Origin of the sequence: Pseudomonas salomonii, assembly GCF_900107155.1 — a bacterium.
In the GTDB taxonomy this organism is placed as follows: domain Bacteria; phylum Pseudomonadota; class Gammaproteobacteria; order Pseudomonadales; family Pseudomonadaceae; genus Aquipseudomonas; species Aquipseudomonas salomonii.
In genome coordinates, this window is sequence record NZ_FNOX01000003.1 from 391,602 (window position 1) to 417,765 (window position 26,164).

Here is a 26,164-nt window from a genome sequence, read left to right on the forward strand (position 1 = left end):
GTAGATGCCCGGCAGCGTCACACGCGTGCAAAGGTTGTTCAATTGCGGGTTGACGGAGTTTGGTTGCGGCCTGGCTAAACAATTGCCATCCCCGCGTATAGCTGGAAATAATGGCGACCCGAGCATGCCCCAAGGATTCGACCGCATGAAAGCTCCCCTGGCCTTCTGTTTACTGGCAAGCGTGGCCCCCCACGCCCTGGCCGATTCACGCCTGGACGAGGTGCTGCAAACCGGCACCCTCAGCGTCTGCACCACCGGCGACTACAAGCCCTACACGTCGTTGCGTGCCGATGGGCGCTACGAAGGCATTGATATCGCCATGGCCGAGTCCCTGGCCAAGAGCCTCAACGCCACCATCCAGTGGGTGCCCACCACCTGGAAAACCCTGATGCCGGACTTCCTCGCCCAACGCTGCGATATTGCGGTGGGCGGTATTTCGGTGTCGTTGGAACGTCAGAAAAAAGCCTTCTTCAGCCAGCCTCTTGGAGTAGACGGCAAGATCCCGCTGGTGCGTTGCGCCGATGTCCAGCGCTACCAGAGCGTCGAGCAGATCAACCAGCCGCAGGTACGCGTGATCGAGCCGGCGGGCGGCACCAACGAGGTGTTTGCCCGCGCCCACCTGGCCAAGGCGCAAATCCGCCTGCACGACAACGTGACGATTTTCGACGAACTGCTGGCGGGCAAGGCCGACGTGATGATCACCGACGCCAGCGAAGCGCGCTTCCAGCAAAAACAGAAGCCTGGGCTGTGTGCGGTCAACCCCGAGCGGCAGATGCAATACAGCGAAAAAGCCTTTTTGCTGCCCCGCGATGATGTGGCGTGGAAAAGCTATGTCGACCAGTGGCTGCACCTGAGCATGGCCACTGGGGTATATGACGGCATCGTCAATCAATGGCTGGCGGCGCCCTGAGCCGGAGCCGTCTACGCTGTGGTCACATCAACAATAATGAGGGATGGATAATGAAGGGACTCTTGCGACTCACCTGGCTGCTGCTGTTGGGTTTCAGTCAGGTGCACGCGGCCACCCAGGAAGAGGACGCCCAGGCCGCCAAGGCGTTGCTGGAAAAGGCCGTCACCTACTTTCAAAGCAACGGCGACAAGGCGTTCGCCGCGTTCAGCCGCCAAGGTGAGTTTATCGACCACGACCGCTACGTGTTCGTGGTTGATACCAAGGGTGTGTTGCTGGCCAGCGGCGGGCCCTCCTCGGCCTTGATCGGCCGCGATGTGTCCGAAGTGCTCGGGCCAGACCTGCAAGCCTCATTTAAACAGGCGCTGGCCGTGCCCGAAGGCCAGGGCATCCAACAAGCCGACTATCGCTGGCAGAACTGGAACGACGGCAAGGTTGAGCACAAGCATGTGTTTTATCAGCGCGTGGGCGAGCGCATCCTGGCGGTGGGTTACTACCTGCCACGGGCCACGCCGGAACAGGCCCGGGCGTTACGCAACAAGGCAGTGAATGCGCTGAACAAGGACGAAGCCGGCACGCTCAAGGCGATCAATTCATTGCAGGGCGGCTTTCTGCAGGATGATCTGTATGTGTTTGTGGTCGACCTGAACACCGGGCGCTATGTGGCGCACGGCACCAACCTGCGACTGATCAATACCGATTTTCGCAAGATCAAGGACCCGGATGGCAAGCCGGTGGGTGAGCCGATTCTTAAGCTGATGGCCGAACAGGATCAGGGGGAATACAAGTACCGCTGGAAGAACCCGGTGACCGACAAGGTTGAGAACAAGCATGCGTACGTGCGCAAGGCCGGGCATTTCATGGTGGCGGTTGGGTACTACAGCCCCTGAGTTGAATTGGAACACAATCCATTGTGGGAGCGGGCTTGCTCGCGAATGCGGCGTGTCAGTCAAAGATGCTTCAACTGAATCACCGCATTCGCGAGCAAGCCCGCTCCCACATTTGGATTTCTGTTATGTCAGTTATTTCGCTTTGTCTTCACGGCCACGCAGCACACGATTGGGCATCGCAATCGCCGCCGCCAACCCCAGCAACGACACCGCCGCACTCACCATCAGCAAATGCCGGAACGTCACCGCCAGTTCTCCGCGCAAGGCATCCTGTGCAGGCCCAGGTGCGGCGTTGAGGCCGTCGAGCAACACGTTGCCGGAACTGCCTTCAGCCCCCAGCGCGCCGCTGGCCAAATGCGCGAAGCTGGAATCCTGCAACAACGCCAGCAGCAGCGCCGACATGCACGCCACACCCACCGCCCCGCCCAACGAACGGAACAGGTTAGTGGTGCTGGTGGCCACGCCAATGTCGCGCTGTTCCACCGAGTTCTGCGTGCCCACCAGGGACGTCGGAAACTGCATCCCCGCCGCAATCCCGCACAGCAGCATAAACACCGCCGTTAGGGCCACGGCCTGCGGCGCGCTGTAGGCCATACCGAGAATCGCCAGCGGGCTCAAGCATGCGCCGGTCAGAATCATCGGTTTATAACGCCCGGTCACCGAGGTCATGCGTCCGGCGAAATAGGCACCCATCGGCAAGCCCATGGCCAACGGCAGTAAATGCAAGGCGGCGCTGTCTGCCCCCGAGCCGGTCACTGTCTGATAACGCAGCGGCATCAACACCGTCAGGGAAATCGCCTGGAAACTGGTGAAAAAAATCGTGCACCAGCACAGCACCGCGCTGCGGTTGGCAAACAGGTGCATCGGCAACAACGGCTCGCGCGCCCGACGTTCGTGCCACACGAACGCCGTCAAGGCCACCAGCGCGCAGGCCAGCAGCCCCAGCACTTGCTCGTCACGCCAATGATGGCCCTGGCCGATTTCGGTAATGCCCAGCAACAAGGCGGTCAGGCCGATGATCATCAGCACCGTGCCGAGGTAATCGATGATCGGCTTGCGCTGCGGCACCGGCAGGCCCACCAGTGTGCGGTGCGCCACATACCAGGCGCCGGCGCCCAGCGGCAGGTTGATCAAAAACACCCAGCGCCACGACAGGTATTCGGTCATGTACCCGCCCAGCACCGGCCCCGCCACACTGGCCACCGCGTACATGCTGCTGAAATAGCCCTGGTAACGCCCACGCTCGCGGGGCGGGATGATGTCGCCGATGATCGCCTGGCTGACCGAGATCATGCCGCCGGCGCCGATGCCCTGGAGAATCCGCGCCAGCACCAACTGCTCCATGCTTTGCGCCATGCCGCAGAACAACGAGGCCAGGGTGAACACACCCATGCCGATCAACATCATCGGCCGACGCCCATACAAGTCGCCGAGCTTGCCGTAGATCGGCACGGCCACGGTCATCGCCACCATGTAGCCGGAGATCACCCAGGCCAGCAGGTTTACATCATGAAACTGCGCGGAAATCGCCGGCATCGACACCGCGACAATGGTCTGGTCCAGAGCGCCCAGAAAAATTGCCAGCATCAAGGCGGCGAGCACACTGCGAACGGCGGGAGCGGGTTGAGTAGGCTGAGCGGGTGGGTTGAGGCGAGTCACGGCAGAACCTTCGAGCAAGGCCCGCAGGCAAGGAAGGGCCTGCGGGAATGCCGGATACGATAGCAGGCTACTCGATAGCTTCGTAAGGAAGCCCGACGTAATTTTCTGCGATGGTCTGGCGCCCCGCCTGTGAGTGGATGAAATACTCCAGCTCGCTCTGCGCAATGCGCTGGCTGAAGCCGTCGGCTTGCGGGAACTGGTGCAACATCGAGGTCATCCACCAGGAAAACCGCTCGGCTTTCCACACCCGGCGCAGGCAGATGGCCGAATATTTTTCCAGCAGGTCCACGCGGCCCTCGCGGTACACCTTGAGCATGATGCGAAACAGCGTGCTCACATCACTGGCCGCCAGGTTCAAGCCTTTGGCACCGGTGGGCGGCACGATATGCGCGGCGTCGCCAAGCAGGAACAGGCGCCCGTACTGCATCGGCTCCACTACGAAGCTGCGCAGCGGCGCGATGCTTTTCTCGATCGACGGCCCGGTCACCAGTTGCTCGGCCAACCGGCTGGGCAGGCGGGTTTTGAGCTCGGCCCAGAAACGCTCATCCGACCAATCATCCAGCGGCTCATCGACCGGCACCTGCAGGTAATAACGGCTGCGCGTCGGCGAGCGCATGCTGCATAACGCAAAGCCACGCGGATGTTTGGCATACACCAGTTCATCATGCACCGGCGGCGTATCGGCGAGGATGCCCAGCCAGCCGAACGGATAGACGCGTTCGAACACCTGCAACGCCTCAGCCGGAATCGCCTGGCGCGCCACCCCGTGGAAACCGTCGCACCCGGCGATGTAGTCGCAGTCCAGGCGAAAGGTTTCGCCGGCATGTTCGAAGGTGAGCCAGGGCCGATCAGTTTTAAGGTCATGGGGCTGCACGTCGCGTGCTTCGTACAGCGTGACGGCGCCGGCAGCCTCGCGGGCGGCCATCAAGTCGCGGGTGACCTCGGTCTGGCCGTAGATCATCACCGACTGGCCGCCGGTCAAGCCCTTGAGGTCGATATGGGTCAGTTGGCCATTAAGCGCCAACTCAAAGCCGTCATGCACCAGGCCTTCGGCGTCCATGCGTCGGCTCACGCCCGCCTCGCGCAGCAGGTCGACCATGCCTTGCTCCAGCACCCCGGCGCGGATGCGGCCTTGCACGTAATCGGCGCTCTGGCGCTCTAGAATCAGGGTCTGGATACCGGCGTTGTGCAGCAGTTGACCGAGCAGCAATCCGGAGGGACCGGCGCCAATAATGGCGACTTGGGTTTTTAGCGTTTTCATTATTTTTATGGCCCGCAAGCTTCACCCGAACGGATAGGGTGAAAGAGTTGTCATTCATCTTGTTGCTGATCATTTTTCACTTGAGTGGCCGCCATAAGAAGGTGAAAACTGAGACAAAGCCTGCGCTTTTTGCCAATTGGGGCGATTACCGCACCACTATCCTGAGTATCGGATTTAAACCATGACCAAAACTGCCAGTACCGCGATTCCGGTCTTCAAGCTTTACGGAGAAAGCCAGCAATGGCCGACCCCGGATTTGTTGCACTGTGAAACCATTTCCCGACGGAGCCGGGAATACCAGTGGGAAATCCAACCCCACCGGCACGCGGATCTGTGCCAGTTGCTGTACGTACACAGGGGCCAGGCACAGCTGGAAATCGAAGGCCAGCGCACCACACTCAGCGAAGCCACCTTGCAGGTGTTGCCGCCTTTGTGTGTGCACGGGTTTCGGTTTTCTGAAGATGTGGAAGGTTTTATCGTGACGCTGGCCGCGCCGCTGGTCAGCCATTTGCAGACCCAGCTGGGCGCAACGGTGGACGGTTTGCAAGCCCTGGGCAACTACCCGGCCGGCAAGGACAGCGACTATCTCAACAGCCTGTTCGCGCGCCTGCAGGACGAATACGCCGATGAACAACCGGCCCGCGACATGATGATGCACGCCCTGGTCAGCGTGCTGCTGGTGTGGATCAGCCGCCAGGCGATCCAGCGCCGCCATCCGCGCGCGCCACGCGGGCGTGAATATTTCCGGCGCTTCACGCAGTTGGTCGAGCAGCATTACCGCGAGCACCCGAAGATTGAAGACCTGGCCCACAAGCTGGGTATCTCGGTCTCACACCTGAACGGCACGTGTCGGGAACTGGGTGGACAGCCTGCCTTGCAGATCATGCATGACCGCCAGCTGCTGGAGGCCAAGCGCCTGCTGACCTATACCAGCATGACCATCAATGAGATGTCGGAGGTGTTGGGGTTTTCCGACCCGACCAACTTCTCACGGCTGTTCCGTCGTCGGGTGGGGTTTTCGCCCAAGGCGTTTCGCGAGCAGCTGAAGGCCGATTGACGCGGGACGCGGAGCGTCCTGGGCTGCATTCCCACGCGGAGCGTGGGAACGATCATCCCACGGGGAGCGTGGGAACGATCATCTGAGCGCGCTGAAACTGCCGGTACGCGGCACACACAGATCCTGGTGGCAGCTGATCGCGAAGGTCGGCTGCATGCGGGTCTGTTCAACCCGGTAGGCAGCCGTGCCGTACAGCGCGGTGGCCAATGCGCACAGGATGAAAATCATCAGGTACTTTCTAATTTTTAGGGTCATGGCACACCTCTGAATAGATCGACTCGGTGCTGTTTAAAGCATAGGTCAGTCAGGGCGAGTTGCCATTATTGGGCGTCATTCAACATCTTTATGTCGGCTTTACAGACCGATATCCCACACCGGCTCTTCCGGGAACCGCAGCACCAGAAAATCCAGCAGGCTGCGCAGCGCCAACGGCATGTGTTTACGCGAGGCATACACGGCATAGACGTTCATTTGCTGCGGCTCGGCTTCGGGCAACAGCCGGGTCAATTCGCCACTGCGGATGTAGTCCCCCGCCTGATAACTGGGCAAACGCGCCACACCCGCGCCCGCCAGCGTCACACGCAACAGTGTGGTGGCCTCGTTGGCGGTGATATTGCCCTGAACCGCCACCGACACCGGCTCGCCGTTCTCGGTGAAGTGCCACAGGCTTTTGCCGAAATAGGAGTGGGTCAGGCAGTTGTGCTCGGCCAAGTCGTGGACTTGCCGAGGCTGCGGGTGTTCCAGCAGGTACGCCGGTGACGCGCAGATCACCGAACGGCACAGCGTGAGCTTGCGTGCGATCAGGTTGGGGTCCAGTTCAAAGCTGGTGCGGATGGCCAGATCGATGCGCTCATCCACCAGGTTCACTGTGCGGTCGAGCATCTGCAGGTCGATGCTGACCAACGGGAAGCGCTTGACGAATTCGGCCACGGCCTCCGCCAACTGCGCCTGGCCGAATGAGCTGCTGACACTCAGGCGCAACTGGCCGCGCGGCGCTTCATCCGGCTCACTGACGGCCGCCTGCATGTCATTGCACAGCTCGAGCATTTGCCGACAGCGCGGCAGGGTTTCACTGCCGGCGGCAGTGAGGCTGAGCTTGCGCGTAGTGCGATGCATCAGGCGCGCTCCGACCCAATCCTCAAGTTCAGCCAGATAGCGCGAGACCACCGGCCGCGACAGGTCCAACTGATCGGCGGCGGCGGACTGGCTGCCCAGGTCAACTACCGTGACAAACACCCGCATTGCTTGAAGACGATCCATGATTTGCACGCTTTTAGAAACAAACTATGTCCAAGCATCGCATTTTTTGTTGTGTTTGGTGCAACTAAGCTCTGTGCATCACTTACCTGCTGCTGGAGCTGCACATGATCTCGGTACTTAAACGATTTGCCCTGGCTTCGGCCGCTCTGGCGTTCGCTGCCCATGCTGCGGCTGCCGACCTGAAGCTGGACGCCTACAACCCAGGCACCTCGGCCATGATGCCGGTCAGCTCGGTGCTGGTCAGCGGTGAAAAAGACCTCATCCTGGTCAACGCCCAATTCGGCAAGGCCCAAGCCGAGCAACTGGTGCAGAAAATCCGCAGCAGCGGCAAACACCTCACCACCATCTACGTCAGCGACGGCGACCCGGACTTCTACTTCGGCCTCGACACCCTGACCGCCGCGTTCCCCGACGCCAAAGTGCTGGCGACCCAGCCGGTGGTGGACCATATCAAGGCCACCGTCGAGCAAAAAATCGCATTCTGGAGCCCGAAACTCGGCGCCGACAAGCCAAGCAAAGCCGTGATCCCGCAGGTGTTGCAGGGCCATACCTTGACGCTGGAAGGCAAAAGCCTGGAAGTGATCGGCCTGTACGGTCCGCAGCCGGAGCGCACCTTTGTGTGGATCCCGTCGATCAAGGCGGTCGTCGGTGGCGTCGTGGTGTTTGAAAACACCCACGTGTGGATGGCCGACACGCAAACCGCCAAATCCCACACCGACTGGCTGGCCACCTTGCAACGTATCCAGGACCTCAAGCCCACCACCGTGATCCCGGGCCACTACCTGGGCACACCGACCGTGCAGTCCGTGGCCTTTACCGCCGACTACATCAAGGCCTTCGATAGCGAGACCGCCAAGGCCAAGGACTCCGCTGCACTGATCGCGGCGATGAAAAAGCGCTACCCCAACCTTGAAGACGAAAGCAGCCTGGAACTGGGTGCCAAAGTTGCCAAGGGCGAAATGAAGTGGTGAATGGTTTTTAAACCCTAACGTACTGGAGAACGTCATGAGCAAGATTGCAATCATTGGTGCCACCGGCCGTGCCGGCAGCCAACTGCTGGAAGAAGCGCTGCGTCGTGGGCATACCGTTACGGCCATTGCGCGTAACACCGACACGCTGGCTGCACGCCCTGGCCTTAGCGTTAAAAAAGTCGACGCTCTTGATGCGGCTGCCTTGCAGCAAGCGGTGAGCGGCCACGACGTGGTGATCAGTGCGGCGCACTTCGCCACCCTGCCCGCCAGCGCTGTGATCGGCCCGGTTAAAAAGGCCGGTGTGAAACGCCTGCTGGTGGTGGGTGGTGCGGGCTCGTTATTGTTGCCAGGTGGCAGCCGCGTGATCGACAGCGAGGGTTTCCCGGCTGAATACAAAGCCGAAGCCAGCGCCGGTGCCGAGTTTCTCGACGTGCTGCGTCAGGAAAAAGAACTGGATTGGACCTTCCTGTCACCGTCGGCAGAGTTTGTTGAAACCGAGCGCACCGGCAAATTCCGTCTGGGCCAGGATGACCTGCTGGTGAGCGCCGAAGGCCGTAGCTGGATCAGTTTTGCCGACTTCGCCATCGCCCTGATCGACGAAGTGGAAACACCGAAGCACTCGCGTCAACGCTTCACCGTCGGTTACTGACCCTGTAATGATCGTCCCCACGCTCTGCGTGGGCATGCAGCCCCGGACGCTCCGCGTCCCGAAGCGTGACGCAGAGCGTCACCAGAGGCATTCCCACGCAGAGCGTGGGAACGATCATCGGTGGGCCTCGCTCACCAGCCACGCCATCAACGCCTCCAATCCAGCCGAAGGCTCAGTCCCCGGCGGGTACACCAGGTAATAGCCCATTCCCGTCGGCACCCGCAGTTCAAACGGCGTCGCCAATCGCCCGGCTTTCACATCCTCACCCATCAACGCACTGTCGCCTATCGCCACACCCGAGCCCTGGGACGCTACCGTCATGGCCAGGTCCAGCGTTTCGAAATGATGCCCCGTAGCCAGGTTGCTCAGCCGCGTATTCGCCGCCTTTAACCACAATGCCCAATCCCGCTCGTCCCGCGTGGGGTGCAGCAGCACCTGTTGTTGCAGGTCTGCCGGGGTGTGCAGACCGCCGAGCAACGCCGGTGCGCAGACGGGTGTGAGTTGCTCATCAAACAGGTGCCGTGCCTCGGCCGACTGCTCGGCGATGGGTGCATAAATCACCGCCGCGTCAAATTGCTCGCGACGAAAGTCCACGGTGTAGGCCACGGTGGTAGTCAGCTCAACCGGCACATCCGGGCGCTCCTTTTGCCACTGCATCAGGCGCGGCAGCAACCAGCGCATCACGCAGGTGGAGGCCTTGAGTTGCAGGGTCGCGCGGCGGCTGCCGATCTGCTCCACCGCATCACCGATCAGGCCGAATACTTGCTGGGCACGCAACGACCATTCGCGGCCTTCTTCGGTCAGGCTCAAGCCGCGCGCCTGGCGCTGAAACAGGGCGTAACCCAGATGGCTTTCCAGCCCGGCAATCTGACGGCTCACCGCGCCTTGGGTGATGTGCAGTTGTTCGGCGGCGCGGGTGAAATTGCAGCACTGGGCGGTGACCCAAAACGTGTGCAGCGCGGGCAGTGGCGGAAGGCGTTTCATTGGGGTAAGCCATGACGTGGAAACATGGCTAGTATGACTTTTTATCGATTGTTGCCGCTATGGGCCAGCCGCTCCAATAGCGCCTCGAATCCATAACAAGAGCGACACCTATGGCGACCTGCGGCGAAGTATTGGTCAACCTCCTGGAGAGCTACGGCGTGGACCAGGTGTTCGGCATTCCCGGTGTGCACACCGTGGAGCTGTATCGGGGCCTGGCGCGTTCCGGCATCCGCCATGTCACACCGCGTCACGAACAGGGCGCCGGTTTCATGGCCGACGGGTATGCACGCACCCGCGGCAAACCCGGCGTATGTTTCATCATCACCGGCCCAGGCATGACCAACATCACCACCGCCATGGCCCAGGCCTACGCCGACTCGATCCCGATGCTGGTGATTTCCAGCGTGCAGTCGCGCAGCCAATTGGGCGGCGGGCGCGGCAAATTGCATGAGCTGCCGAACCAGAGCGCGATGATCGCCGGCGTGGCGGCGTTCTCCCATACCTTGATGTCGGCGGCTGAACTGCCGGGCGTGCTGGCGCGGGCATTCGCAGTGTTCCAAGCCGGGCGACCGCGCCCGGTGCATATCGAGATCCCGCTGGATGTGCTGGTGGAAAATGCCGATGCATTGCTCACCAGCCTGCCGGTCAGCGTCGCCCGCGCAGGCGCAGCGCCGTCGGCGGTCAAGCAGATGAGCCAGTTGCTCGCCGTGGCCAAGCGCCCGCTGATTCTGGCCGGTGGCGGTGCCATCGATGCCGCGCCAGAGCTGACGCGCCTGGCTGAAACCCTCGGCGCGCCGGTGGCACTGACCATCAATGCCAAAGGCATGTTGCCATCAACGCACCCGCTGCTGATCGGCTCGACGCAAACCCTGGTCGCCACCCGTGCGCTGGTCGCAGAAGCCGACGTGGTGCTGGCCATCGGCACAGAACTGGCGGAAACCGACTACGACGTGACCTTCGCCGGTGGCTTCCTGATCCCCGGCGCACTGTTGCGGGTCGACATCGACGCCGACCAGACCGTACGCAATTACCCGCCGCACGTGGCACTGGTGGCCGATGCGCAGATGGCCGCCGAAGCCTTGCTTACCGAATTGAATAACACGCCGCTGGCTGCACGCGACAGTAGCTGGGGCAGCCAACGAGTAGCCCGCTTGTGGGCCGACTTGACGCCCACCTGGGACGCGGCCACCCGCGCACAAACCCTGTTCCTCAACACCGTGCTGCAAGCGCTGCCCAACGCCGTGCTGGTGGGCGACTCCACCCAGCCGGTGTACAGCGGCAACCTGACCCTGAACCTTGACCACCCACGCCGCTGGTTCAACTCGTCCACCGGCTACGGCACCTTGGGTTACGCCCTGCCCGCCGCCATCGGTGCCTGGCTGGGCCGAGGTGACGGCCAGCCGGTGGTGTGCCTGATCGGCGACGGCGGCCTGCAATTTTCCCTGCCGGAACTGGCCAGCGCGGTAGAGGCGCAGGTGCCGGTCATCGTGCTGCTGTGGAATAACCAGGGCTATGAAGAGATCAAGAAATACATGCTCAACCGCGCCATCGAGCCGGTCGGTGTGGACATCTACACCCCGGACTTTATCGGCGTCGCCAAGGCCTTGGGTTGCGCTGCGGAAAGTATCCAGGGCATCGAGCCCTTGCGCGGCGCGTTGCGCGCCGCCGCAGATCGCCAGGGGCCGACACTGATTGAAATCAACCAAGGGCTTTGGATGCAGGCGGTGGCGGTATGAGCGCAGTCTTGAACGGTGTGTTTATCAATGGCCAATGGCGCGCAGGCCATGAAGTGCTGGAGGTGATCAACCCGGCCACCGAAGCGACCCTGGCCCACGTCAGCGTGGGCGATGCCTCGGCAGTGCAATTGGCGGTCGACGCGGCCAGCGCGGCTTTTGTCGATTGGTCGAACAGCAGCGGCCGTGATCGCGGCGCCCTGCTGCGCAAGGTCGCCCATGGTGTGAGTAAGCAGCGTGAACAGCTGATGCAGTTGCAGTCGAGCAACAACGGCAAGCCGCTGTTTGAAGCGGGTATCGATGTGGATGACGTGATCGCCACCTTCGAGTACTACGCGGGTATCTGCGATGCGATGGACGCAGGACAAGACAGCCCGGTGGCCCTGCCCGGCGACGATTTCAGCGCACGCCTGCGCCGCGAACCCTGCGGCGTGGTGGGCCTGATTGTGCCGTGGAATTTCCCGATGGTGACCACCGCCTGGAAGCTTGCCCCCGCATTGGCGGCCGGTTGCTGCGTGGTGCTCAAGCCGTCGGAAGTCACGCCCCTGGCGGAGTTGCGATTGGCGCGGATTATTGCCGAGGCCGGCTTCCCGACAGGGGTGTTTAACCTGGTGTGTGGCACGGGGCTGGCGGTCGGTGCGCCACTGGCTGCGGACCGTCGCGTGGCGAAAATTTCCTTTACCGGCAGCAATGCGGTGGGCGTGCAGGTGATGCAGCGCGCCGCCGAAACCATTAAGGGTGTGAGCCTGGGGCTGGGCGGCAAATCCTCGTTGCTGGTGCTGGCCGATGCAGACCTCGACCTGGCAGTGGAACTGGCCTGTGGCGGTGGCTTTTTCAACGCGGGGCAGATCTGTTCGGCCACCAGTCGCGTGTTGGTGGCCGACAACCTGGCGGATGAATTCCTGCAGCGTTTGCAGGCACGGGCTGAAGGGATTCGCGTGGCGGACCCGTTTGCCAAGGATGTAGAGATGGGCGCGCTGATCAACCGTGCGCAGTATCAGCGGGTGCTGGGGCATATCCAGCGCGGCATCGATGAGGGCGCGCGGTTGTTGTGCGGCGGCGCTCGCCCGGAGGGCCTGGAAAAAGGCTTTTTCATTCGCCCGACGGTGTTTACCGACGTGCCGCCGGGCAGCGCCTTGTGGAACGAAGAGATCTTTGGTCCGGTGCTGTGCGTACGACGTTTTGCCACCGAGGCCGAGGCCATCGCCCTGGCCAACGACAGCGACTTCGGCCTGGTCGCCAGCGTGGTGAGCGCCAACATCGACACCGCCGAACGCGTGGCCAATGCCTTGCAGGCGGGCCTGGTGTGGATCAACGCACCGCAAGTGATCTTCCCGCAGACGGCGTGGGGCGGCTACAAGCAGAGCAGTATCGGCCGCGAACTGGGGCCGTGGGGGTTGGCGGCGTTTCAGGAGATCAAGCATGTGATTCGCGCCAGCTGACACCACGGTCCCCTGTGGGAACGATCAGTCATCTTCAGCCCGCAACCCCTCGACCTGCTGTGGCCTGGTGGTCACTGTGCTGATCGTCACACGCTTGAACCCAAAGCATTACAGCCGACATATCCACTGACGTCGTATTGCCAACATTTTATGTCCCACACCAAACATAGAAACGCCCTACAGCGCTTTCTATTGGTACGACCGTTCCGTTAAGCTTTTGCCAGTCTTGTACTGAGTTCGGTACAAAGGGTTTACGGACGAAACCGATGCTAAACAGTAACTTGCTCAGAAAGCTTGATATGCAGGACTTGATGGTGTTTATCGCCGTCTATGACCAGAGCAGCGTTACCGAGGTGTCCGAGACGCTGTTCGTGAGCCAGTCAACCGTGAGCTACAGCCTGAAGAAGCTGCGCACCAGTTTTGAGGATGAGCTGTTTATCAACACGCGGGCCGGCATGCGCCCGACGTACAAGGCCACCACCATGTACGGGCACGTGCAGAAGATTCTGGAAAGTATCAACCTGTGCCATGCCGGCAGCCAGGCCTTCGACCCGACGCAACAGGCGGTGACCTTCAATGTCTGTGCCCCGGAATATTTCGATCAGTTGATTTTGCCGCGCCTGTTGAAGCACTTCGACCGAGCCGACTTGCCGGTGAGCGTCAATGTGCAAAAACTTGAAACCGAGATGCCTGCCAATGACCTGCGTGAAGGCCGCCTCGACCTGGTGATCTGTTTCGGCCCGCACCTTCACAGCACCCACAAAGACTTCAAGACCCAGATGCTGTTGGAAGACGATTTGGTGTGCGTGTTCGATAAACGTTCGAGCCCGCGCGAGCCGGCTTTTAGCTTGCAATCGTTTGTCGAACGACGCCACGTGTTCCCCACGCCCTGGACTTGCGACACCAACCTGATTGACGGCTGGCTGGCACGCCAGGCTTACAAGCGCCAGGTGATTGCGCGTGCCAACAGCTACAGCGCCGCCTTGAAGATGATCAGCGGCACCGACTTTATCGTCACCCTGCCGCGTCGCGTGCAAAAGCTGCTGGCCCCGGCCACCGTGTTCGGCCATTGCGAAGCGCCGAACGGGTTGCCGGGTTTTACCCTGGACATGCAGTGGAATGAAGCCAGTGGCCAGGACAGCGCCAATACCTGGTTTCGGGAGCAGATCGTCAAGGTGTGCGCCGATCAGAGCTTGTTGTAACCCTTAGCCGATTGCGACTTTGCTGTAGGAATCACGATCCATGTCCAGCAACTGGACACTGAGTTGAACCTGCAAATCGGCCGGCCACTCAGCGGCGTCCTGCAGGGCCGCCAACAGGCTTTCCGACAACTGCTGCTTGACCTGCGGTGAGCGCCCGCTGAGCAGCGAGAGCTTTAGCGCAATAAAACCGCGCGGGCTGAGGGAGGTGCCCACCTGGAAACTCTCGACCTTGATTGCACGGCTCTTGATATCGAACTCTGAACCGAACTGCCCGGACGCCATCAGCACGTTGTTCAGGCGCAGCAGGGTTTTCTCGACGGCAAGGCCGGTCAGGTTGGCGGTGTATTCCAGGTGCAGGTGCGGCATGAAAAGCTCCGAGTGGGCTTGAAAAGAAACCTACATATAGCATGCAGTTGAACGAAGTCAGACCGATTTCAATTTGAAATTTCGATCAGCCCTCGCAGCGAAGGATTTTCCCGGAACGCCACGATCACTAACACCCCGGGACACAGCGCCTTGAAGGCTTATCTCAAGATTTTTCCGTGAGGACCGGCAAGCTGTCGCGCTCACTCATGAACGCCTCCAGCCGTGAACGCATCCAGCGTTCGGCAGGGTCGGTGTCGACGTGGCTGAGCCAGACCATGGACAGGTCCAGGGTCGGGGTTTCGAACGGGAACGGCTCACAGAACAGATTGCCGCCGGCGGCCATGGCATGGGCGGTGTAATCCGGCAGGCTGGCGATCATGTCGGTGCCGGCGAGCAGTGCCGGCAATGCACTGTATTGCGGCACCGACAGCACCACGTGGCGCTTGCGACCAATCTCGGCCAGCCACTCATCGGCAAACCCGGACACGTTGGCGGTGTGAGACACCAGCACATGAGGGCGCGCGCAATATTCATCGAGGGTCAGCGGTGTGTCCGAGGCATCGGCACGCAACAGGCAGGGGCGGATATGCCGCAACAACTTGCGCTTGGCATTGGCCGGCAGGCCGCGGGTCTGGGTGATGCCCACGGTGATATCGCCGGAAGCCAGCAGGTCGGGGATGCGCCAGTAATCGACGTGCTGCACCACGAACACCACCAACGGCGCTTCCTGGCGCAAGGCCCGCAACAGCGGCGGCAGCAGGCCGAATTCGACGTCATCGGACAGGCCGATGCGGAAGGTCATGGTGCTTTGGGTCGGGTCGAAATCATGGGTCAGGCTCAAGGCCGACGACAATGAGTCCAGGGCCGGCGACAAGTGCTGGATGATCTCTTCGGCCCGCGCGGTGGGCTCCATGCGGTGACCGACGCGAATAAACAGCGGGTCGTTGAACAAGGTGCGCAAGCGGTTGAGGGCCGAACTGATGGTTGGCTGGCCGAGAAACAGTTTCTCTGCCACCCGCGTCACATTGCGCTCGAGCATCAGTGCTTCGAAGACCACCATCAGGTTGATGTCGGCCTTGCGTAATTCATTGCGATTCATCGGCGCCTGCCCCTTTCCCCAAGACAAGCCGCAGTTTAGAAAGCCCGGCGGGCTGCGTCTATGTGAACACTGTTCATCCGGCGCCTTTGGGACTATAAATCAGCGCTTGAAGGTCAAAGGATCGCCATCGTGCTGGTCATTATTGGCTTAGCCATAGCGTGGGTTTGCCTGTCGCCGTGCTGGTGCCTTGACCGGTTACTTTTCAGCAAGGAGTGCCTGTCTTGAAATTCGCCTACACCATCATCTATGTGCCTGACGTTGCCGCGTCACTGGCTTTCTTTGAAACAGCCTTCGGTTTCAGTCGCCGTTTCCTGCATGAATCCGGCACTTATGGCGAGCTGGAAACGGGTGACACTACGCTGTCGTTCACTGCGCATGAACTGGGCGAAATGAACTTCGACGGCGGGCACGTCGAGGCGCACACCTCTAGACAGCCGCTGGGGATGGAAGTGGGGTTTGTCACCGAGGATGTATTCGTCGCCCATGCCAAGGCGCTGTTACACGGTGCGAAGGAGCTGTCGCCACCGAGCACCAAGCCCTGGGGGCAAGTGGTGTCGTATGTGCGCTGCCCGGATGGCACGCTGGTGGAGTTGTGTACGCCGATCGTGGGCTGAACACAGATCTCATGTGGGAGCGGGCTTGCTCGCGAATACGGTGTATCAGTCAACACTTCAGTGGCTGACACACCGAATTCGCGAGCAAGCCCGCTCCCACATTTGGACCGAGTACGCTTTTAATCAGGGTTTGAGCGGCCGCTCCTGATCGCGCTCGGACAGCTCGGTGCCGTCGTCCGGATGTTTCCAGGTCTGCGGCTTGTCTTCTTCGCGCTGCCGCCGGGCCTGCTCGTGCTCCGGCTCGTCCTGACGTTTGTGCTCGTCACCCATACGCACCTCCCTTCCATAAGAAATTGGTCACTTCTGAAGCATAGAACAGCCGCGAGATTTTGGCGGACGCGGCGATTGATAGCCAATACGCATCAATCCATCCAAATTACTCACTTATCATTTCTAAATGTGTCAGCCACTATCCGCGGTCTTAAGCGAAACAAGCACTTTAAAAAGAACGCTGGAGACACAAAACCATGACTAGCCCTTCCCGGCCCGACTCTGCCCGCTCGAAAGTGGGTGCGGTATTCCGCGTTACTTCGGGCAACTTCCTCGAACAGTTCGACTTCTTTCTGTTCGGCTTCTACGCCACCTACATCGCTGCCGCGTTCTTCCCCGCCGCTAATGAGTTTGCGTCATTAATGATGACCTTCGCCGTGTTCGGTGCAGGCTTCCTGATGCGGCCTCTGGGCGCAATTATCCTGGGTGCCTATATCGATGACGTCGGTCGTCGCAAAGGCTTGATCGTGACCCTGTCGATCATGGCCAGCGGTACGCTGCTGATCGTGCTCGTGCCGGGCTATCAGACCATTGGCCTGTGGGCACCGTTGCTGGTGCTGCTGGGCCGCCTGCTGCAAGGCTTCTCGGCTGGCGCAGAACTGGGCGGCGTGTCGGTGTACCTGTCTGAAATGGCCACGCCGGGCCGCAAAGGCTTCTACACCAGCTGGCAGTCGGGCAGCCAACAGATCTCCATCGTGGTGGCCGCCGCACTGGGCTACGGCCTGAATGTGTGGATGGAACCGTCGGTCGTGGCCGATTGGGGCTGGCGCATTCCGTTCGCCCTCGGCTGCGTGATCATCCCGTTCATCTTCGTGCTGCGTCGCAACTTGCAGGAAACCGAAGAATTCGCCAACCGCAAGCATCGCCCGACCATGCGCGAAGTGCTGGCAACCCTGGTGAAAAACTGGAGCGTGGTGATCGGCGGCATGCTGATGGTGGCCATGACCACCACCGCGTTCTACCTGATCACGGTGTACGCGCCGACCTTCGGCAAGACCGTGCTGCACTTGAGCACCTCCGACGCCCTGCTGGTGACCTTGCTGGTAGCCGTGTCGAACTTTGTCTGGCTGCCGATCGGCGGCACCCTGAGCGACCGCTTTGGCCGCAAGCCGGTGCTGGTCGCAATGACCGCCCTGACCGTGATCACCGCCTACCCGGCGCTGTCGTTCGTGGTCAACGCACCGAGTTTTGCGCATATGCTCGAAACCCTGCTGTGGTTCTCGTTCCTGTACGGCATGTACAACGGCGCGATGATCCCGGCGCTGACCGAAATCATGCCGGTGGAAGTGCGCGTGGCGGGCTTCTCCCTGGCCTATAGCCTGGCAACGGCGGTCTTCGGTGGCTTCACACCGGCGATCTCCACGTGGTTCATTCACATCACCGAAGACAAAGCCTCGCCGGCCTATTGGATGATGTTTGCCGCGGCATGCGCGCTGTGCTCGACCCTGGCGCTGTACCGTCGTGCCAACACGCGCGGCCAGGTCATGCAGGGGGCGGTGTAATGAGGATGCTATTGAAAACCCTGACGGCCCTGGCCCTCGGTGCCCTGGCACTGACGGCCCAGGCCGAACAGCTCAAGGTGATGACCTCCGGCGGTTTCACCGCCGCCTATAAACTGCTCGGCCCGCAATATGCCCAGCACAGCGGCGACACCCTGGACACCATCCTCGGCCCGTCGATGGGCAAGGCGCCGGAAGCGATCCCTAACCGCCTGGCCCGTGGCGAACACGCCGACGTGGTGATCATGGTCGGCTATGCCCTGGACGACTTGATCAAACAAGGCAAGGTCGACCCTGCGTCCCGCGTGGAACTGGCGGATTCGCGCATCGGCCTGGTCGTCAAAGAAGGTGCGGCCAAACCGGCGATCGGCACCGATGCCGAGCTGAAGGCAGTGCTGAGCAAAGCCAAGTCCGTGGCGTATTCGGACAGCGCCAGCGGTGTGTATGTCGAGAAGGAGCTGTTCAAGAAACTCGGCATGCCCGCCAAGGGCACGATGGTCGAGCGCACCCCGGTGGCCGAAAAGGTCGCCAAGGGTGATTACGAGGTGGGCCTGCAACAGGTGGCGGAATTGTTGCCGGTGCCGGGCGTGACGTACGTGGGCAAGATCCCGGAAGACGTGCAATCGGTGACGCGTTTTGCGGCGGGCATCCCGGTCAACGCCGAACACCCGGCGCAGGCCAAGGCATTGTTGCAATTCCTGGCCTCGCCCGAAGCGCAACCGGTGGTGCAATCCACCGGCCTGGACTCGGTGTCACACTGACCGAAACGGCATCTCGCGCACCAACCGCTCCAACTCCAGCGCCGCTGGCGGCAATGTCCGCCCGCGGCGTTTTATCAAGCCCACATGGCGCATCACCTGCGGCTCGATCAGCGGCACACTCACCAGAATAGGGTGTTCGCACGCCGGCATCGCAATCGACGGCACCATCGCCACGCCCAGCCCCGCCTCCACCAGCCCGATCATGGTGGTCACGTGATGGGTCTCGCAGATACTCGGTTTTTTCACCCGCACGCCGCGCAACGCCTGGTCCAGCAGGAAGCGGTTGCCCGAGGTTTTGTCCACGGTGATGTAGTCGTGCTCGTAGGCCTCGGCCCAGCTCACGCTGTCGCGTTCGGCCAATAGATGGTCACGGCGGCAGGCCAGCACATAGCGCTCCTGGAACAGCAACTCGAACTCCACCTCATCGGCCAGGCTGCCGCTGAAACTCACGCCGAAATCCGCCTCGCCGCTTTCCACCGCATTGCACACCTCGCCCGCACTGGCATCCAGTACGCGCAGGCGAATCTTCGGGTACAGCTTGTGGAATTCGGAGATCACGTGGGGCATGAAGTAATACGCGGTGGACGGCACACAGGCGATGGTGACGTTGCCCATGCGCGTGGAGGCGACGTTGCTGATCCCCATCAAGGCGATGTCGAGGTCGTCGAGAATGCGCTCCACCTGAGGCAGGAACGCACGCCCGACCATGGTCAGGCTGACCCGCCGCGTGGTGCGCTCGAACAGCTTGACGTCGAGGGCGGATTCGAGCTTTTCGATACGTCGGCTGAGGGCCGGCTGCGAGATGCGGATGGCCTCGGCGGCGCCGCGAAAACTGCCCTTGTCTACCACGGCGCGGAAGGCTTGGAGGTCGTTGAGGTCGAAGTTGATGATCACGGGGGATGGGCCAGTGTGGTCGATTTGGGGGGCATTATCGTACGGCCGGTGGTAAGGCGCCATGCGTGGCGGGGGCGGGTTGCGTTAATAACCCTACTACAAATATGAAGTCATACATATCAGTGCGTTATTGGCCGAGTGGCGCCACGCAGTCGCGAAAAAGCGTCAATACTTGCGTCCTGAGTTACTCAAAGGAGAGAGAAACGCCCATGGAAACCTGCCAGAACCCCTACCTGTTTTGGATCGACGATGAGACGCCCGACACCGACATCGGTCAGTTGCTCCTTGCAACACGCCAATGGTCAAGTAGGATTGAATCCTACCCACTATCTGCGGGCTTCGACATGCGCTCGACCCAGCAAATGAGCATTACCTTGCCACTCGAAATGGCCGCCCTGGTCAAAGCCAAGGTCACTTGCGGTGAATACGCGAGCGAAAGTGAAGTGATACGCGACGGCCTCAGAGCGCTGATGGCCCGTGACCGTGCCATGGAAGACTGGTTGCGCGACCAGGTGATCCCTGCCGCAGCCGCTCTCGATGCAGCCCCTGGCCGAGCGCTCTCCACCGAGCAGGTTCGCGACCACATGGCAGCCAAGCGCCGGCGAACCGGTACTGAACAACCGTGAGTTATTCGGTCGCCTTTGCACCAAAGGCATTAACCCAACTCGAAGCCCTCGAAGACTACATCAGCAAAACCGAAGCCCCCGACGTTGCAGCACGTTTTGTCGACAACATCATCAGCTACTGCGACAGCCTTAGCGTGTCTCCATTGCGCGGTAAATGCCGTAACGACCTGCTGCCTGCCTTGCGCATCATCCATTACCGGCACACCACCGCCATCGCATTCAGCGGGGCCGCCGAGACTGAAACCGTGTCAATCCTGGGCGTGTTTTACGGCGGCCAGGATTATGCTGCCCAATTTCAGAATCACGGATGAGAGCAAGCCTCACGCCCACCGACGGCGTGCCCAAAAACAAGGAAGAAAAAATGACTGACACCCCAAATCCGCGTCGACCTTTGCTCTGGGGGTTAAGCCTGACCGGCTTGCTGGTCGTCGCCACCCTGGGATTCTTCGCCTGGCAAAGTTTCTACCCCGTCAGCGCCGCGACCGGCTGGAGCGTGCAAACCGTGCACCGTGACGTGCCCAAAGCCGCTTCATTGATGCCCATGCCGGATGGCTCGCTGATGATCAGCCAGGAACTCAATGATGCCAAAGGCAGCATCGTGCGTATCCATCCCGATGGGCGACGCGATGTGGTAGTCGGCAACCTGTCCAAACCCGACGGCATGTTCGCCACCCACGGCGGCTGGGTCTTCAGCCAGGAAACCGGCAACGCCCCGGTCAGCTTTCTCAAGGATGGTGTGGTTAGCGAGCTGTTTCGCGGCGAAAACGTGCAAGGCCTGTGGGTTGAGGGCGACGACCTCTACGCCATCGAAGACCGCAAGGACAACGGGCGGCTATTGCGTTATCGCTGGGGTGACCAGTCGCTGACGGTCATACGCGACAAGCTGCACGAAGGCGAATCCATCACCCGTTGCACCGATGGCCGAATGCTCTACACCGAAAAGAAAAAAGGCGTGGTGCGCGAGCTGACCGATGACGGCAGCGATCCGGTGTTGCTGTCGGGGTTGAACAAACCGACGTTCTTGATGTGCGATGAGCGAGGGCTGTGGGTGAATGAGGATTCGACGCACCGTGCCAGGTTGTTGCTGATTGATAAGCAGGGGCAGCAACAGACGATTTTGTCGTTTCTCAAAGCGCCGCAGTCGATTGTGCCGACGGATCGAGGCACTTACTTGCTGGCCGAAGGTGGGCGCAATCGGGTGCTGGAACTGACGCCGGCGGTACGCACAGTGTCGCCCTAAAACCTCGCAGTATGTGCCCATTTTGAAGTCCATAAACCTGTCAGGAATGACAGTACCGCTGGTCCCGCAGAGCGTTGACTCGAAGTCGGTTTGGGCCTTTTCTTATAGATACGGCTACCGGTAAATCGGTGGCTTTAAGCGGGCAATTTTGGATTGGAGGGATAGATAAAATGGGCGATAGACAAACTGGAACAGTGAAGTGGTTCAACGACGAAAAGCACTTTGGATTTATCACACCGCAGAGTGGAGACGACCTTCTCGTTGATTTCAGCACTACTCAAGCGGGCGGTATCAAGACATTAAAAGAAGGACAACAAGTCACTTTTGTTGCCATCAGGAGAAAAAAAGGCATGCAAGCCGAAGAGGTTCAAGTGATTTGAATGGCGATTTGCATACAGCCATAACCCGCCCGAAACAGATAACGCACTGCACTGAAACAGGAGGACGGCCATGCCCACAAAGATTCCACAGACTGCCAACGTCACCCGCAGTGCACCCCATCACCGCGCAGTTGCCTATGATGAACAGGACATCTTCTTTCGCACACCCCCTCTCGCCAGAGTGGGTTGGTGTTGCGAGAGGGGCAAAGTGTCACCTATGACCTGGTAAGAGGGCCTGACGGAGAGTGGGTGGCAGCCAATATCGAGAGTGTGGAGGAACCCACGCTGAATTAGCGCGCCCACACCTGCGGGCTACGAAAAAACGCCTGCGCACTACTGAGCAGCGTCTCCAGGCAAACGACGACTCACTGAGATCAGGCCAGCAAGCGCCGTTCGACGCCACTGGCCATGTGCTGCAAATCCTCCACGGGGTTTCGCCCAATCAGCATGAAAGCATGGGCAGGATTGGCCCAATACACCACGTTCAGGCCTCGGCGCTGCTCGCTGGCCAGCGGCTGCAGGCCCTTTTTACTGGCGGTAATGCACAGTGCCAAAGGGCCGTGGCGTGGATCGAGGTAGGTGAGTTGGCCGATCAACACGCCGTCATAGTCGAGGATCTGCGCCCGTCGGAATTCGGCGCCGGGCAGGCTCACGGACTCAGGCGATAACGACACACCCAATTGTGCGCCCACAGAGGTCAACTGGGCCGTGTGAGAGGCCGGATCCAAGCTGAGGTTTTCCAGAGTCTGTGGCGTGTACAAGGCCATGTATTCGGCCACCGAGGCTCGCCAGCCCTGGCCGGATTCAGCACGCTGCCACCCCATGAACAGGCGATCGGCCGCCACGCCGGCCACCGCGAAGCTCGCGGCCACGGCAAGAAAACGCCGACGGCTCCAGGCTTGGGGCGGTGCCGGTGGCAAGGCGTTGAGCATGGCGCGCAGGCGCTCGGTCGGGGCGTGTTCCAGCACCGTGTCGAAGGCAGCCTTGAACGGCAAGTCGGCGCAGCGCAATGTGTCCAGGTGTGCGGCAAGCGCCGGGTCAACGCTGGCCTGGTCGGCGATCCGTTGATGGTGGTCGGTGCTCAGTTCGCCATCCAGATAAGCCACTAGCTGCTCATCGGACGGTGTATCGGTATGGCTCATCGCCGTTCTCCGTTGGCTTTATCCTGCTGGGCTGTCGGGGAGGCGGCTTCGGCAAGCTTAATGCGAGCAGCGGCCAGCCGGCTCATCACCGTGCCGATAGGTATCTGCAGGATTTCGGCAATTTCCTTGTATGAAAGCCCTTCGACATACGCCAGAAACACCGTTTCACGCTGCGCTTCGGGCAAGCCGTTAACGCGCTTGATCACCTGCGCAGCGAGGATTTGCTCCTGTGCCTGGCTTTCACCATCAAACGACAATGCCTGTTCGGCATCGACAAACCCCTGCCCCTGGCGCACCCGTTGCGAGCGCAGTTCGTTGAGCCAGATCGAATGCATGATCGCCAGCAACCAACGATCCAGGCGCGTGCCGGCCACAAATTGCCCGGCACGCTCCAAGGCCCTGACGCAGGTGGCTTGCACCAGGTCTTCGGCCAGGTGCTTTTGTCGCGACAACACCCACCCGTATCGCCATAACCGTGGCAACAACTGGCCCAACTCGCGGCGAAACTCAGCGTCCCGAACGATGGCTGCCTCCTGCGGACCGGTTCACGGCGTTCAAGCCTGTGGCGCTGCGGCGATGGCTGCGGCCAGGTCTTCGTATTCTTCGCAGGTGGTACTGCACAAGGCTTTGATTTTTACCAGTTGCTCTTGCGCCAGGTCGACCCGGCCCTTGATCACATAGGCCTCACCCAGGTACTCGCGAACCTGTGCATAGTCAGGGTCAAGTTCGACCGACTTCAGGTAATAACCGATGCCTTCATCGGTGCGCCCCAGCTTGCGCGTGGCGTAGCCGCGATAGTTGAGGGCCTTGGCGGTGTTGGGATTTTGCAGGGTGTCGAGCAAGCTCAGCGCCTCATCGAAGCGCCCGTCCTTGGCCAAGCGATAGGCGTAATCGGTGCGGTCGGCATCAGAGGTGGCCTTGCTGGTTTGCAGCACGCACTTGCCGGTCTTGGTGTCCCAGACCTGGCCTTTGGGGCAGTTGGGCTTGGGCGGGGCCGACTCATCGCCGGAGGCGTGGGCCTGGCCTGCGAGCAAAGCGGCGGCCAGGCAAGCGCCGAAGAACAGCGCGGTGCGGTAGGTGACGGGGTGTGCTTGGCGGGTCTTCATGGTTGTCTTACTCCGTAACAATAGGGAGGAAACATCACTGTTAAAGCGCATTGCGTGCGCCCGGCAACATGCGGCGCAAGGTGCTGTCACCCAGCACGTAGTGATGCCAAAGCGCAGCAATGGCATGCACGCCCGCCAGCATGATGATCGCCCAGGCCACATTGTTATGCAGGCCGCCCAAGGTGTCCCGCCAGGCATGATCGATCACAAAAGGCGCGGGCACGGCAAACAGTCCGAAAAAATTGAAGGGCTCACCTTGAGCCCAGCGAAACAAAAAGCCCAACACCATCTGCGACACCAGCAACAGGTACAGGCAACCATGTGCCAATTTCGCCAGCAGGTTAAGCGCTGGGTGACTGTCGGCCCTGGGCCGAGTGCCGCCGAACACACGCCACAGAATCCGCGCGACAACCAGCAGCGCCATGGCGATACCTAACGAAATATGCACCGATTGCAGGCCCTTGCGCAGCGGCGTGCCCTTCTCCAGGTTTTCCCAGATATGCGCACTGGCAAACATGAAAATCACAACGGCGGCGGTCAGCCAGTGGAAGCTGCGAGTGAGGCGGTCATAGCGATCGGATGCTGTGTTCATGGACGTTTCCTGGGTGGTCTGTGGAGTGAACACCGCAGTGGCGAAAGTTATTCGGTGAGGGACGAATAATTTTTACTGATCGGGAAACGAAGAAGCCCCGCCGCTGATTCAGCGACGGGGCGTTTTTATGCGGTGTTTATGATTCAGCTGCCACGCTCTTTGTTGGCTTGAGAGAGGACCGATGCCGCCAGGGACTTGGTGTCCTCACTGTATTTATCGCTTTGAAGGGCTTTGCCGGCTTTCTCCTCCATGTGTGCGCTCGTCTGCTTATCCGTACCGGTCTGGGACAGCGCCGACGCGGCCAGGCTTTTGGCGATGGCCGAGGCGTTTGGATTATTCAAGGTTTCGGCGGCCAACGTCGCCATCGTGCTGGAGGTCTTTTTTGTGTTTTTGCTCATGGTGCATTTCCTTTGCGTTTGAGGGAAACCCTACGAGTGAACGACTCGTCGTCAGAAGATAGTGAGTTAAATATCCGTTCGCAACGAACTGGCTGTAGCCTTTGTTTTTAAAAGATGTAAGAAAGATTCCAGTGCTATGTAGTACCCGCCCAGATCGATATTCACACAATGATAATATTTGAAAAGTCGCCTTGTTTTTATTAGATTTCCGCCCGGCCGGTCACGGCAACTTCGCCTGCGCGCCGCTCTACTAACCCTTCAAGGATGACCCTGCATGTCCCAACCTGCACTCAACGACAATATCGTCACATGGACATTCCAAAACTACGCCGCCATCGTCGGGCTGCTCAGTGGCCTGGCAATATGTGCGCTGGTTTTATATATCTACTCACGCTCGGGCTCGCTGATATTTCTGCGTGACTTGATGTGGCGGTTCTTCGGTGGCTCGACCACGTTTGAAAACCCAAAATATGAAGCCACCCGCAAAGACCTGCGCGAAGTTGAATATTATCGGTTCGAATTCAATATCCCCGCGCAAAACCTGGAACACGCGCGGCAGGCGGATAAATGGATCACTGACAACAACTTCAGTTACAACGATGTGGCCAGGATCAGAAAGTACATTGACTGGAAAGACTTCACTCAGTTATCGCTTAAAGAGGCAATGATCACACCCTTCAAACGTAATGGGTTTTTGGGGTTGGGCATCTTCTTCCTGGCGATTATCAGCATTACGCCGCCATTGGCTAACTCCAGCTACCTGATGGTGTCGTTGAAAAAAGCCGCGGATGTGCCGTCTTTCTATCTGTCGGAAAACAACGCCAAATTCCATTTCTTGCCCAGTGAAACGCTGTCTGTCGACGAATGCAAATCACCGACGGCACTGGAAAAGTTTTATAACGAGGACTTCTCCGAAGGCACCATCAATACTATTTGCATGCTGTTTCTTTCGCCCACCTACGTTGAAAACGTAAAGACTGGATTGAAAGAGCAAAAAGGCTTTTTACTGTTCATCGCCTGCCTGTCGATATTTGCGGTTTTTTGTATCTTGACCAAGCTCTCGCGTTTGGGTGTGGCCCGCAAACTCCATGACCAGATGACCGCGCAGAGCACCCATACGCCCGCAGAGACCGCCGCTCAACCGTAAACACTGTCACTGTGG

At 60.2% G+C, this 26,164-nt stretch carries 30 protein-coding genes; 16 read left to right on the forward strand and 14 right to left on the reverse strand.

Features of this window, described 5'->3' with window-relative positions; translation table 11 throughout:
• The first annotated feature begins 145 nt into the window (after nt 1-145).
• Nucleotides 146-910, forward strand: a complete 765-nt coding sequence (locus BLV67_RS09160; RefSeq protein ID WP_069788577.1) for a transporter substrate-binding domain-containing protein — start codon at nt 146-148, stop codon at nt 908-910.
• A gap of 50 nt (nt 911-960) precedes the next feature.
• Nucleotides 961-1,797 (forward strand): cache domain-containing protein, encoded by an 837-nt coding sequence (locus BLV67_RS09165; protein WP_069788576.1) that lies wholly within the window; start codon nt 961-963, stop codon nt 1,795-1,797.
• Between the two features lie 132 nt (nt 1,798-1,929).
• Here the strand turns inward: BLV67_RS09165 and BLV67_RS09170 are convergent, their stop codons facing one another.
• Together BLV67_RS09170 and pobA are read right to left on the reverse strand one after the other, a co-directional pair.
• Entirely contained in the window at nt 1,930-3,456 is a 1,527-nt protein-coding gene (locus tag BLV67_RS09170; RefSeq protein ID WP_069788575.1) for an MDR family MFS transporter, read from the reverse strand.
• Between the two features lie 67 nt (nt 3,457-3,523).
• The gene (gene pobA, locus BLV67_RS09175) at nt 3,524-4,717 is read right to left on the reverse strand and encodes a 4-hydroxybenzoate 3-monooxygenase (protein WP_065929146.1); all 1,194 of its coding nucleotides are present in this window, start codon (nt 4,715-4,717) and stop codon (nt 3,524-3,526) included.
• 181 nt (nt 4,718-4,898) lie between these two features.
• On the opposite strand from pobA, the gene BLV67_RS09180 reads away from it, so the two are divergent.
• A complete protein-coding gene (locus BLV67_RS09180; RefSeq protein WP_065929145.1) occupies nt 4,899-5,774 on the forward strand; it encodes a helix-turn-helix domain-containing protein in 876 nt (291 codons plus the stop codon).
• A gap of 78 nt (nt 5,775-5,852) precedes the next feature.
• Here BLV67_RS09180 and BLV67_RS32920 read toward each other — a convergent pair whose 3' ends face one another.
• Both BLV67_RS32920 and BLV67_RS09185 read right to left on the reverse strand, forming a co-directional pair.
• The gene (locus BLV67_RS32920) at nt 5,853-6,029 is read right to left on the reverse strand and encodes a hypothetical protein (protein WP_017137373.1); all 177 of its coding nucleotides are present in this window, start codon (nt 6,027-6,029) and stop codon (nt 5,853-5,855) included.
• Nucleotides 6,030-6,128: 99 nt separating this feature from the next.
• Nucleotides 6,129-7,034 (reverse strand): LysR family transcriptional regulator, encoded by a 906-nt coding sequence (locus BLV67_RS09185; protein WP_056857325.1) that lies wholly within the window; start codon nt 7,032-7,034, stop codon nt 6,129-6,131.
• A gap of 104 nt (nt 7,035-7,138) precedes the next feature.
• Here BLV67_RS09185 and BLV67_RS09190 point away from each other — a divergent pair, with 104 nt between their 5' ends.
• The gene (locus BLV67_RS09190) at nt 7,139-8,005 is read left to right on the forward strand and encodes an MBL fold metallo-hydrolase (RefSeq protein ID WP_069788574.1); all 867 of its coding nucleotides are present in this window, start codon (nt 7,139-7,141) and stop codon (nt 8,003-8,005) included.
• Between the two features lie 34 nt (nt 8,006-8,039).
• The gene (locus BLV67_RS09195) at nt 8,040-8,654 is read left to right on the forward strand and encodes an NAD(P)-dependent oxidoreductase (protein ID WP_058419585.1); all 615 of its coding nucleotides are present in this window, start codon (nt 8,040-8,042) and stop codon (nt 8,652-8,654) included.
• 114 nt (nt 8,655-8,768) lie between these two features.
• Here BLV67_RS09195 and BLV67_RS09200 read toward each other — a convergent pair whose 3' ends face one another.
• The gene (locus BLV67_RS09200) at nt 8,769-9,638 is read right to left on the reverse strand and encodes a LysR substrate-binding domain-containing protein (RefSeq protein ID WP_069788573.1); all 870 of its coding nucleotides are present in this window, start codon (nt 9,636-9,638) and stop codon (nt 8,769-8,771) included.
• A 110-nt stretch (nt 9,639-9,748) separates the two neighbouring features.
• Between BLV67_RS09200 and BLV67_RS09205 the strand changes: the two genes are divergently transcribed.
• The 3 genes from BLV67_RS09205 (at nt 9,749) to BLV67_RS09215 (ending at nt 14,015) form a co-directional block, all read left to right on the forward strand.
• Nucleotides 9,749-11,374 carry a 5-guanidino-2-oxopentanoate decarboxylase gene (locus BLV67_RS09205; protein ID WP_069788572.1) on the forward strand — a complete coding sequence of 542 codons (1,626 nt, stop codon included), beginning with the start codon at nt 9,749-9,751 and terminating at the stop codon, nt 11,372-11,374.
• On the forward strand, nt 11,371-12,813 hold the full coding sequence (locus BLV67_RS09210; protein ID WP_069788571.1) for an aldehyde dehydrogenase family protein: 1,443 nt from the start codon (nt 11,371-11,373) through the stop codon (nt 12,811-12,813). The genes BLV67_RS09205 and BLV67_RS09210 overlap by 4 nt, the downstream gene beginning before the upstream one ends.
• Nucleotides 12,814-13,079: 266 nt before the next feature.
• The gene (locus BLV67_RS09215) at nt 13,080-14,015 is read left to right on the forward strand and encodes a LysR family transcriptional regulator (RefSeq protein ID WP_069788570.1); all 936 of its coding nucleotides are present in this window, start codon (nt 13,080-13,082) and stop codon (nt 14,013-14,015) included.
• Nucleotides 14,016-14,018: 3 nt separating this feature from the next.
• On the opposite strand, the gene BLV67_RS09220 is transcribed toward BLV67_RS09215, so the two are convergent.
• Nucleotides 14,019-14,381, reverse strand: a complete 363-nt coding sequence (locus tag BLV67_RS09220; protein WP_058419580.1) for a 5-carboxymethyl-2-hydroxymuconate Delta-isomerase — start codon at nt 14,379-14,381, stop codon at nt 14,019-14,021.
• A gap of 163 nt (nt 14,382-14,544) precedes the next feature.
• A complete protein-coding gene (locus tag BLV67_RS09225) occupies nt 14,545-15,480 on the reverse strand; it encodes a LysR substrate-binding domain-containing protein (RefSeq protein WP_065929138.1) in 936 nt (311 codons plus the stop codon).
• Between the two features lie 221 nt (nt 15,481-15,701).
• On the opposite strand from BLV67_RS09225, the gene BLV67_RS09230 reads away from it, so the two are divergent.
• Complete coding sequence (locus tag BLV67_RS09230) at nt 15,702-16,094, forward strand: VOC family protein (protein ID WP_069788569.1); 393 nt, start codon at nt 15,702-15,704, stop codon at nt 16,092-16,094.
• A gap of 123 nt (nt 16,095-16,217) precedes the next feature.
• On the opposite strand, the gene BLV67_RS32925 is transcribed toward BLV67_RS09230, so the two are convergent.
• Nucleotides 16,218-16,364: a hypothetical protein gene (locus tag BLV67_RS32925; RefSeq protein WP_017137360.1), complete on the reverse strand. Its 147-nt coding sequence runs from the start codon at nt 16,362-16,364 to the stop codon at nt 16,218-16,220.
• 197 nt (nt 16,365-16,561) lie between these two features.
• Here BLV67_RS32925 and tcuC point away from each other — a divergent pair, with 197 nt between their 5' ends.
• Nucleotides 16,562-17,866, forward strand: a complete 1,305-nt coding sequence (tcuC, locus tag BLV67_RS09235; protein ID WP_065929136.1) for an MFS transporter — start codon at nt 16,562-16,564, stop codon at nt 17,864-17,866.
• Nucleotides 17,866-18,624: a substrate-binding domain-containing protein gene (locus BLV67_RS09240; RefSeq protein ID WP_065929135.1), complete on the forward strand. Its 759-nt coding sequence runs from the start codon at nt 17,866-17,868 to the stop codon at nt 18,622-18,624. Before tcuC ends, BLV67_RS09240 begins: the two co-directional genes overlap by 1 nt.
• On the opposite strand, the gene BLV67_RS09245 is transcribed toward BLV67_RS09240, so the two are convergent.
• A complete protein-coding gene (locus BLV67_RS09245) occupies nt 18,616-19,518 on the reverse strand; it encodes a LysR family transcriptional regulator (RefSeq protein WP_065929290.1) in 903 nt (300 codons plus the stop codon). The genes BLV67_RS09240 and BLV67_RS09245 overlap by 9 nt on opposite strands.
• A gap of 209 nt (nt 19,519-19,727) precedes the next feature.
• Between BLV67_RS09245 and BLV67_RS09250 the strand changes: the two genes are divergently transcribed.
• The 4 genes from BLV67_RS09250 (at nt 19,728) to BLV67_RS09265 (ending at nt 21,764) form a co-directional block, all read left to right on the forward strand.
• Nucleotides 19,728-20,144, forward strand: coding sequence for a ribbon-helix-helix domain-containing protein (locus BLV67_RS09250; protein WP_083269449.1), 417 nt, complete (start codon nt 19,728-19,730; stop codon nt 20,142-20,144).
• On the forward strand, nt 20,141-20,455 hold the full coding sequence (locus BLV67_RS09255) for a type II toxin-antitoxin system RelE/ParE family toxin (protein ID WP_065929134.1): 315 nt from the start codon (nt 20,141-20,143) through the stop codon (nt 20,453-20,455). The genes BLV67_RS09250 and BLV67_RS09255 overlap by 4 nt, the downstream gene beginning before the upstream one ends.
• 50 nt (nt 20,456-20,505) lie before the next feature.
• Complete coding sequence (locus tag BLV67_RS09260) at nt 20,506-21,384, forward strand: SMP-30/gluconolactonase/LRE family protein (protein ID WP_069788749.1); 879 nt, start codon at nt 20,506-20,508, stop codon at nt 21,382-21,384.
• Nucleotides 21,385-21,554: 170 nt separating this feature from the next.
• The gene (locus BLV67_RS09265; RefSeq protein WP_065929133.1) at nt 21,555-21,764 is read left to right on the forward strand and encodes a cold-shock protein; all 210 of its coding nucleotides are present in this window, start codon (nt 21,555-21,557) and stop codon (nt 21,762-21,764) included.
• A 374-nt stretch (nt 21,765-22,138) separates the two neighbouring features.
• Here the strand turns inward: BLV67_RS09265 and BLV67_RS09275 are convergent, their stop codons facing one another.
• The 5 genes from BLV67_RS09275 to BLV67_RS09295 all read right to left on the reverse strand — a co-directional run bounded on the left by BLV67_RS09275 (nt 22,139) and on the right by BLV67_RS09295 (nt 25,002).
• On the reverse strand, nt 22,139-22,906 hold the full coding sequence (locus BLV67_RS09275; protein ID WP_069788568.1) for an anti-sigma factor family protein: 768 nt from the start codon (nt 22,904-22,906) through the stop codon (nt 22,139-22,141).
• Nucleotides 22,903-23,400, reverse strand: coding sequence for an RNA polymerase sigma factor (locus BLV67_RS09280; RefSeq protein WP_065929130.1), 498 nt, complete (start codon nt 23,398-23,400; stop codon nt 22,903-22,905). The genes BLV67_RS09275 and BLV67_RS09280 overlap by 4 nt, the downstream gene beginning before the upstream one ends.
• 60 nt (nt 23,401-23,460) lie before the next feature.
• Nucleotides 23,461-24,012: a tetratricopeptide repeat protein gene (locus BLV67_RS09285; RefSeq protein ID WP_069788567.1), complete on the reverse strand. Its 552-nt coding sequence runs from the start codon at nt 24,010-24,012 to the stop codon at nt 23,461-23,463.
• 40 nt (nt 24,013-24,052) lie between these two features.
• Nucleotides 24,053-24,604, reverse strand: coding sequence for a cytochrome b (locus BLV67_RS09290; RefSeq protein WP_069788566.1), 552 nt, complete (start codon nt 24,602-24,604; stop codon nt 24,053-24,055).
• A gap of 143 nt (nt 24,605-24,747) precedes the next feature.
• Nucleotides 24,748-25,002: a hypothetical protein gene (locus BLV67_RS09295; protein WP_065929127.1), complete on the reverse strand. Its 255-nt coding sequence runs from the start codon at nt 25,000-25,002 to the stop codon at nt 24,748-24,750.
• 274 nt (nt 25,003-25,276) lie between these two features.
• Between BLV67_RS09295 and BLV67_RS09300 the strand changes: the two genes are divergently transcribed.
• Complete coding sequence (locus tag BLV67_RS09300) at nt 25,277-26,149, forward strand: DUF6216 family protein (RefSeq protein ID WP_069788565.1); 873 nt, start codon at nt 25,277-25,279, stop codon at nt 26,147-26,149.
• Nucleotides 26,150-26,164: the final 15 nt, after the last annotated feature.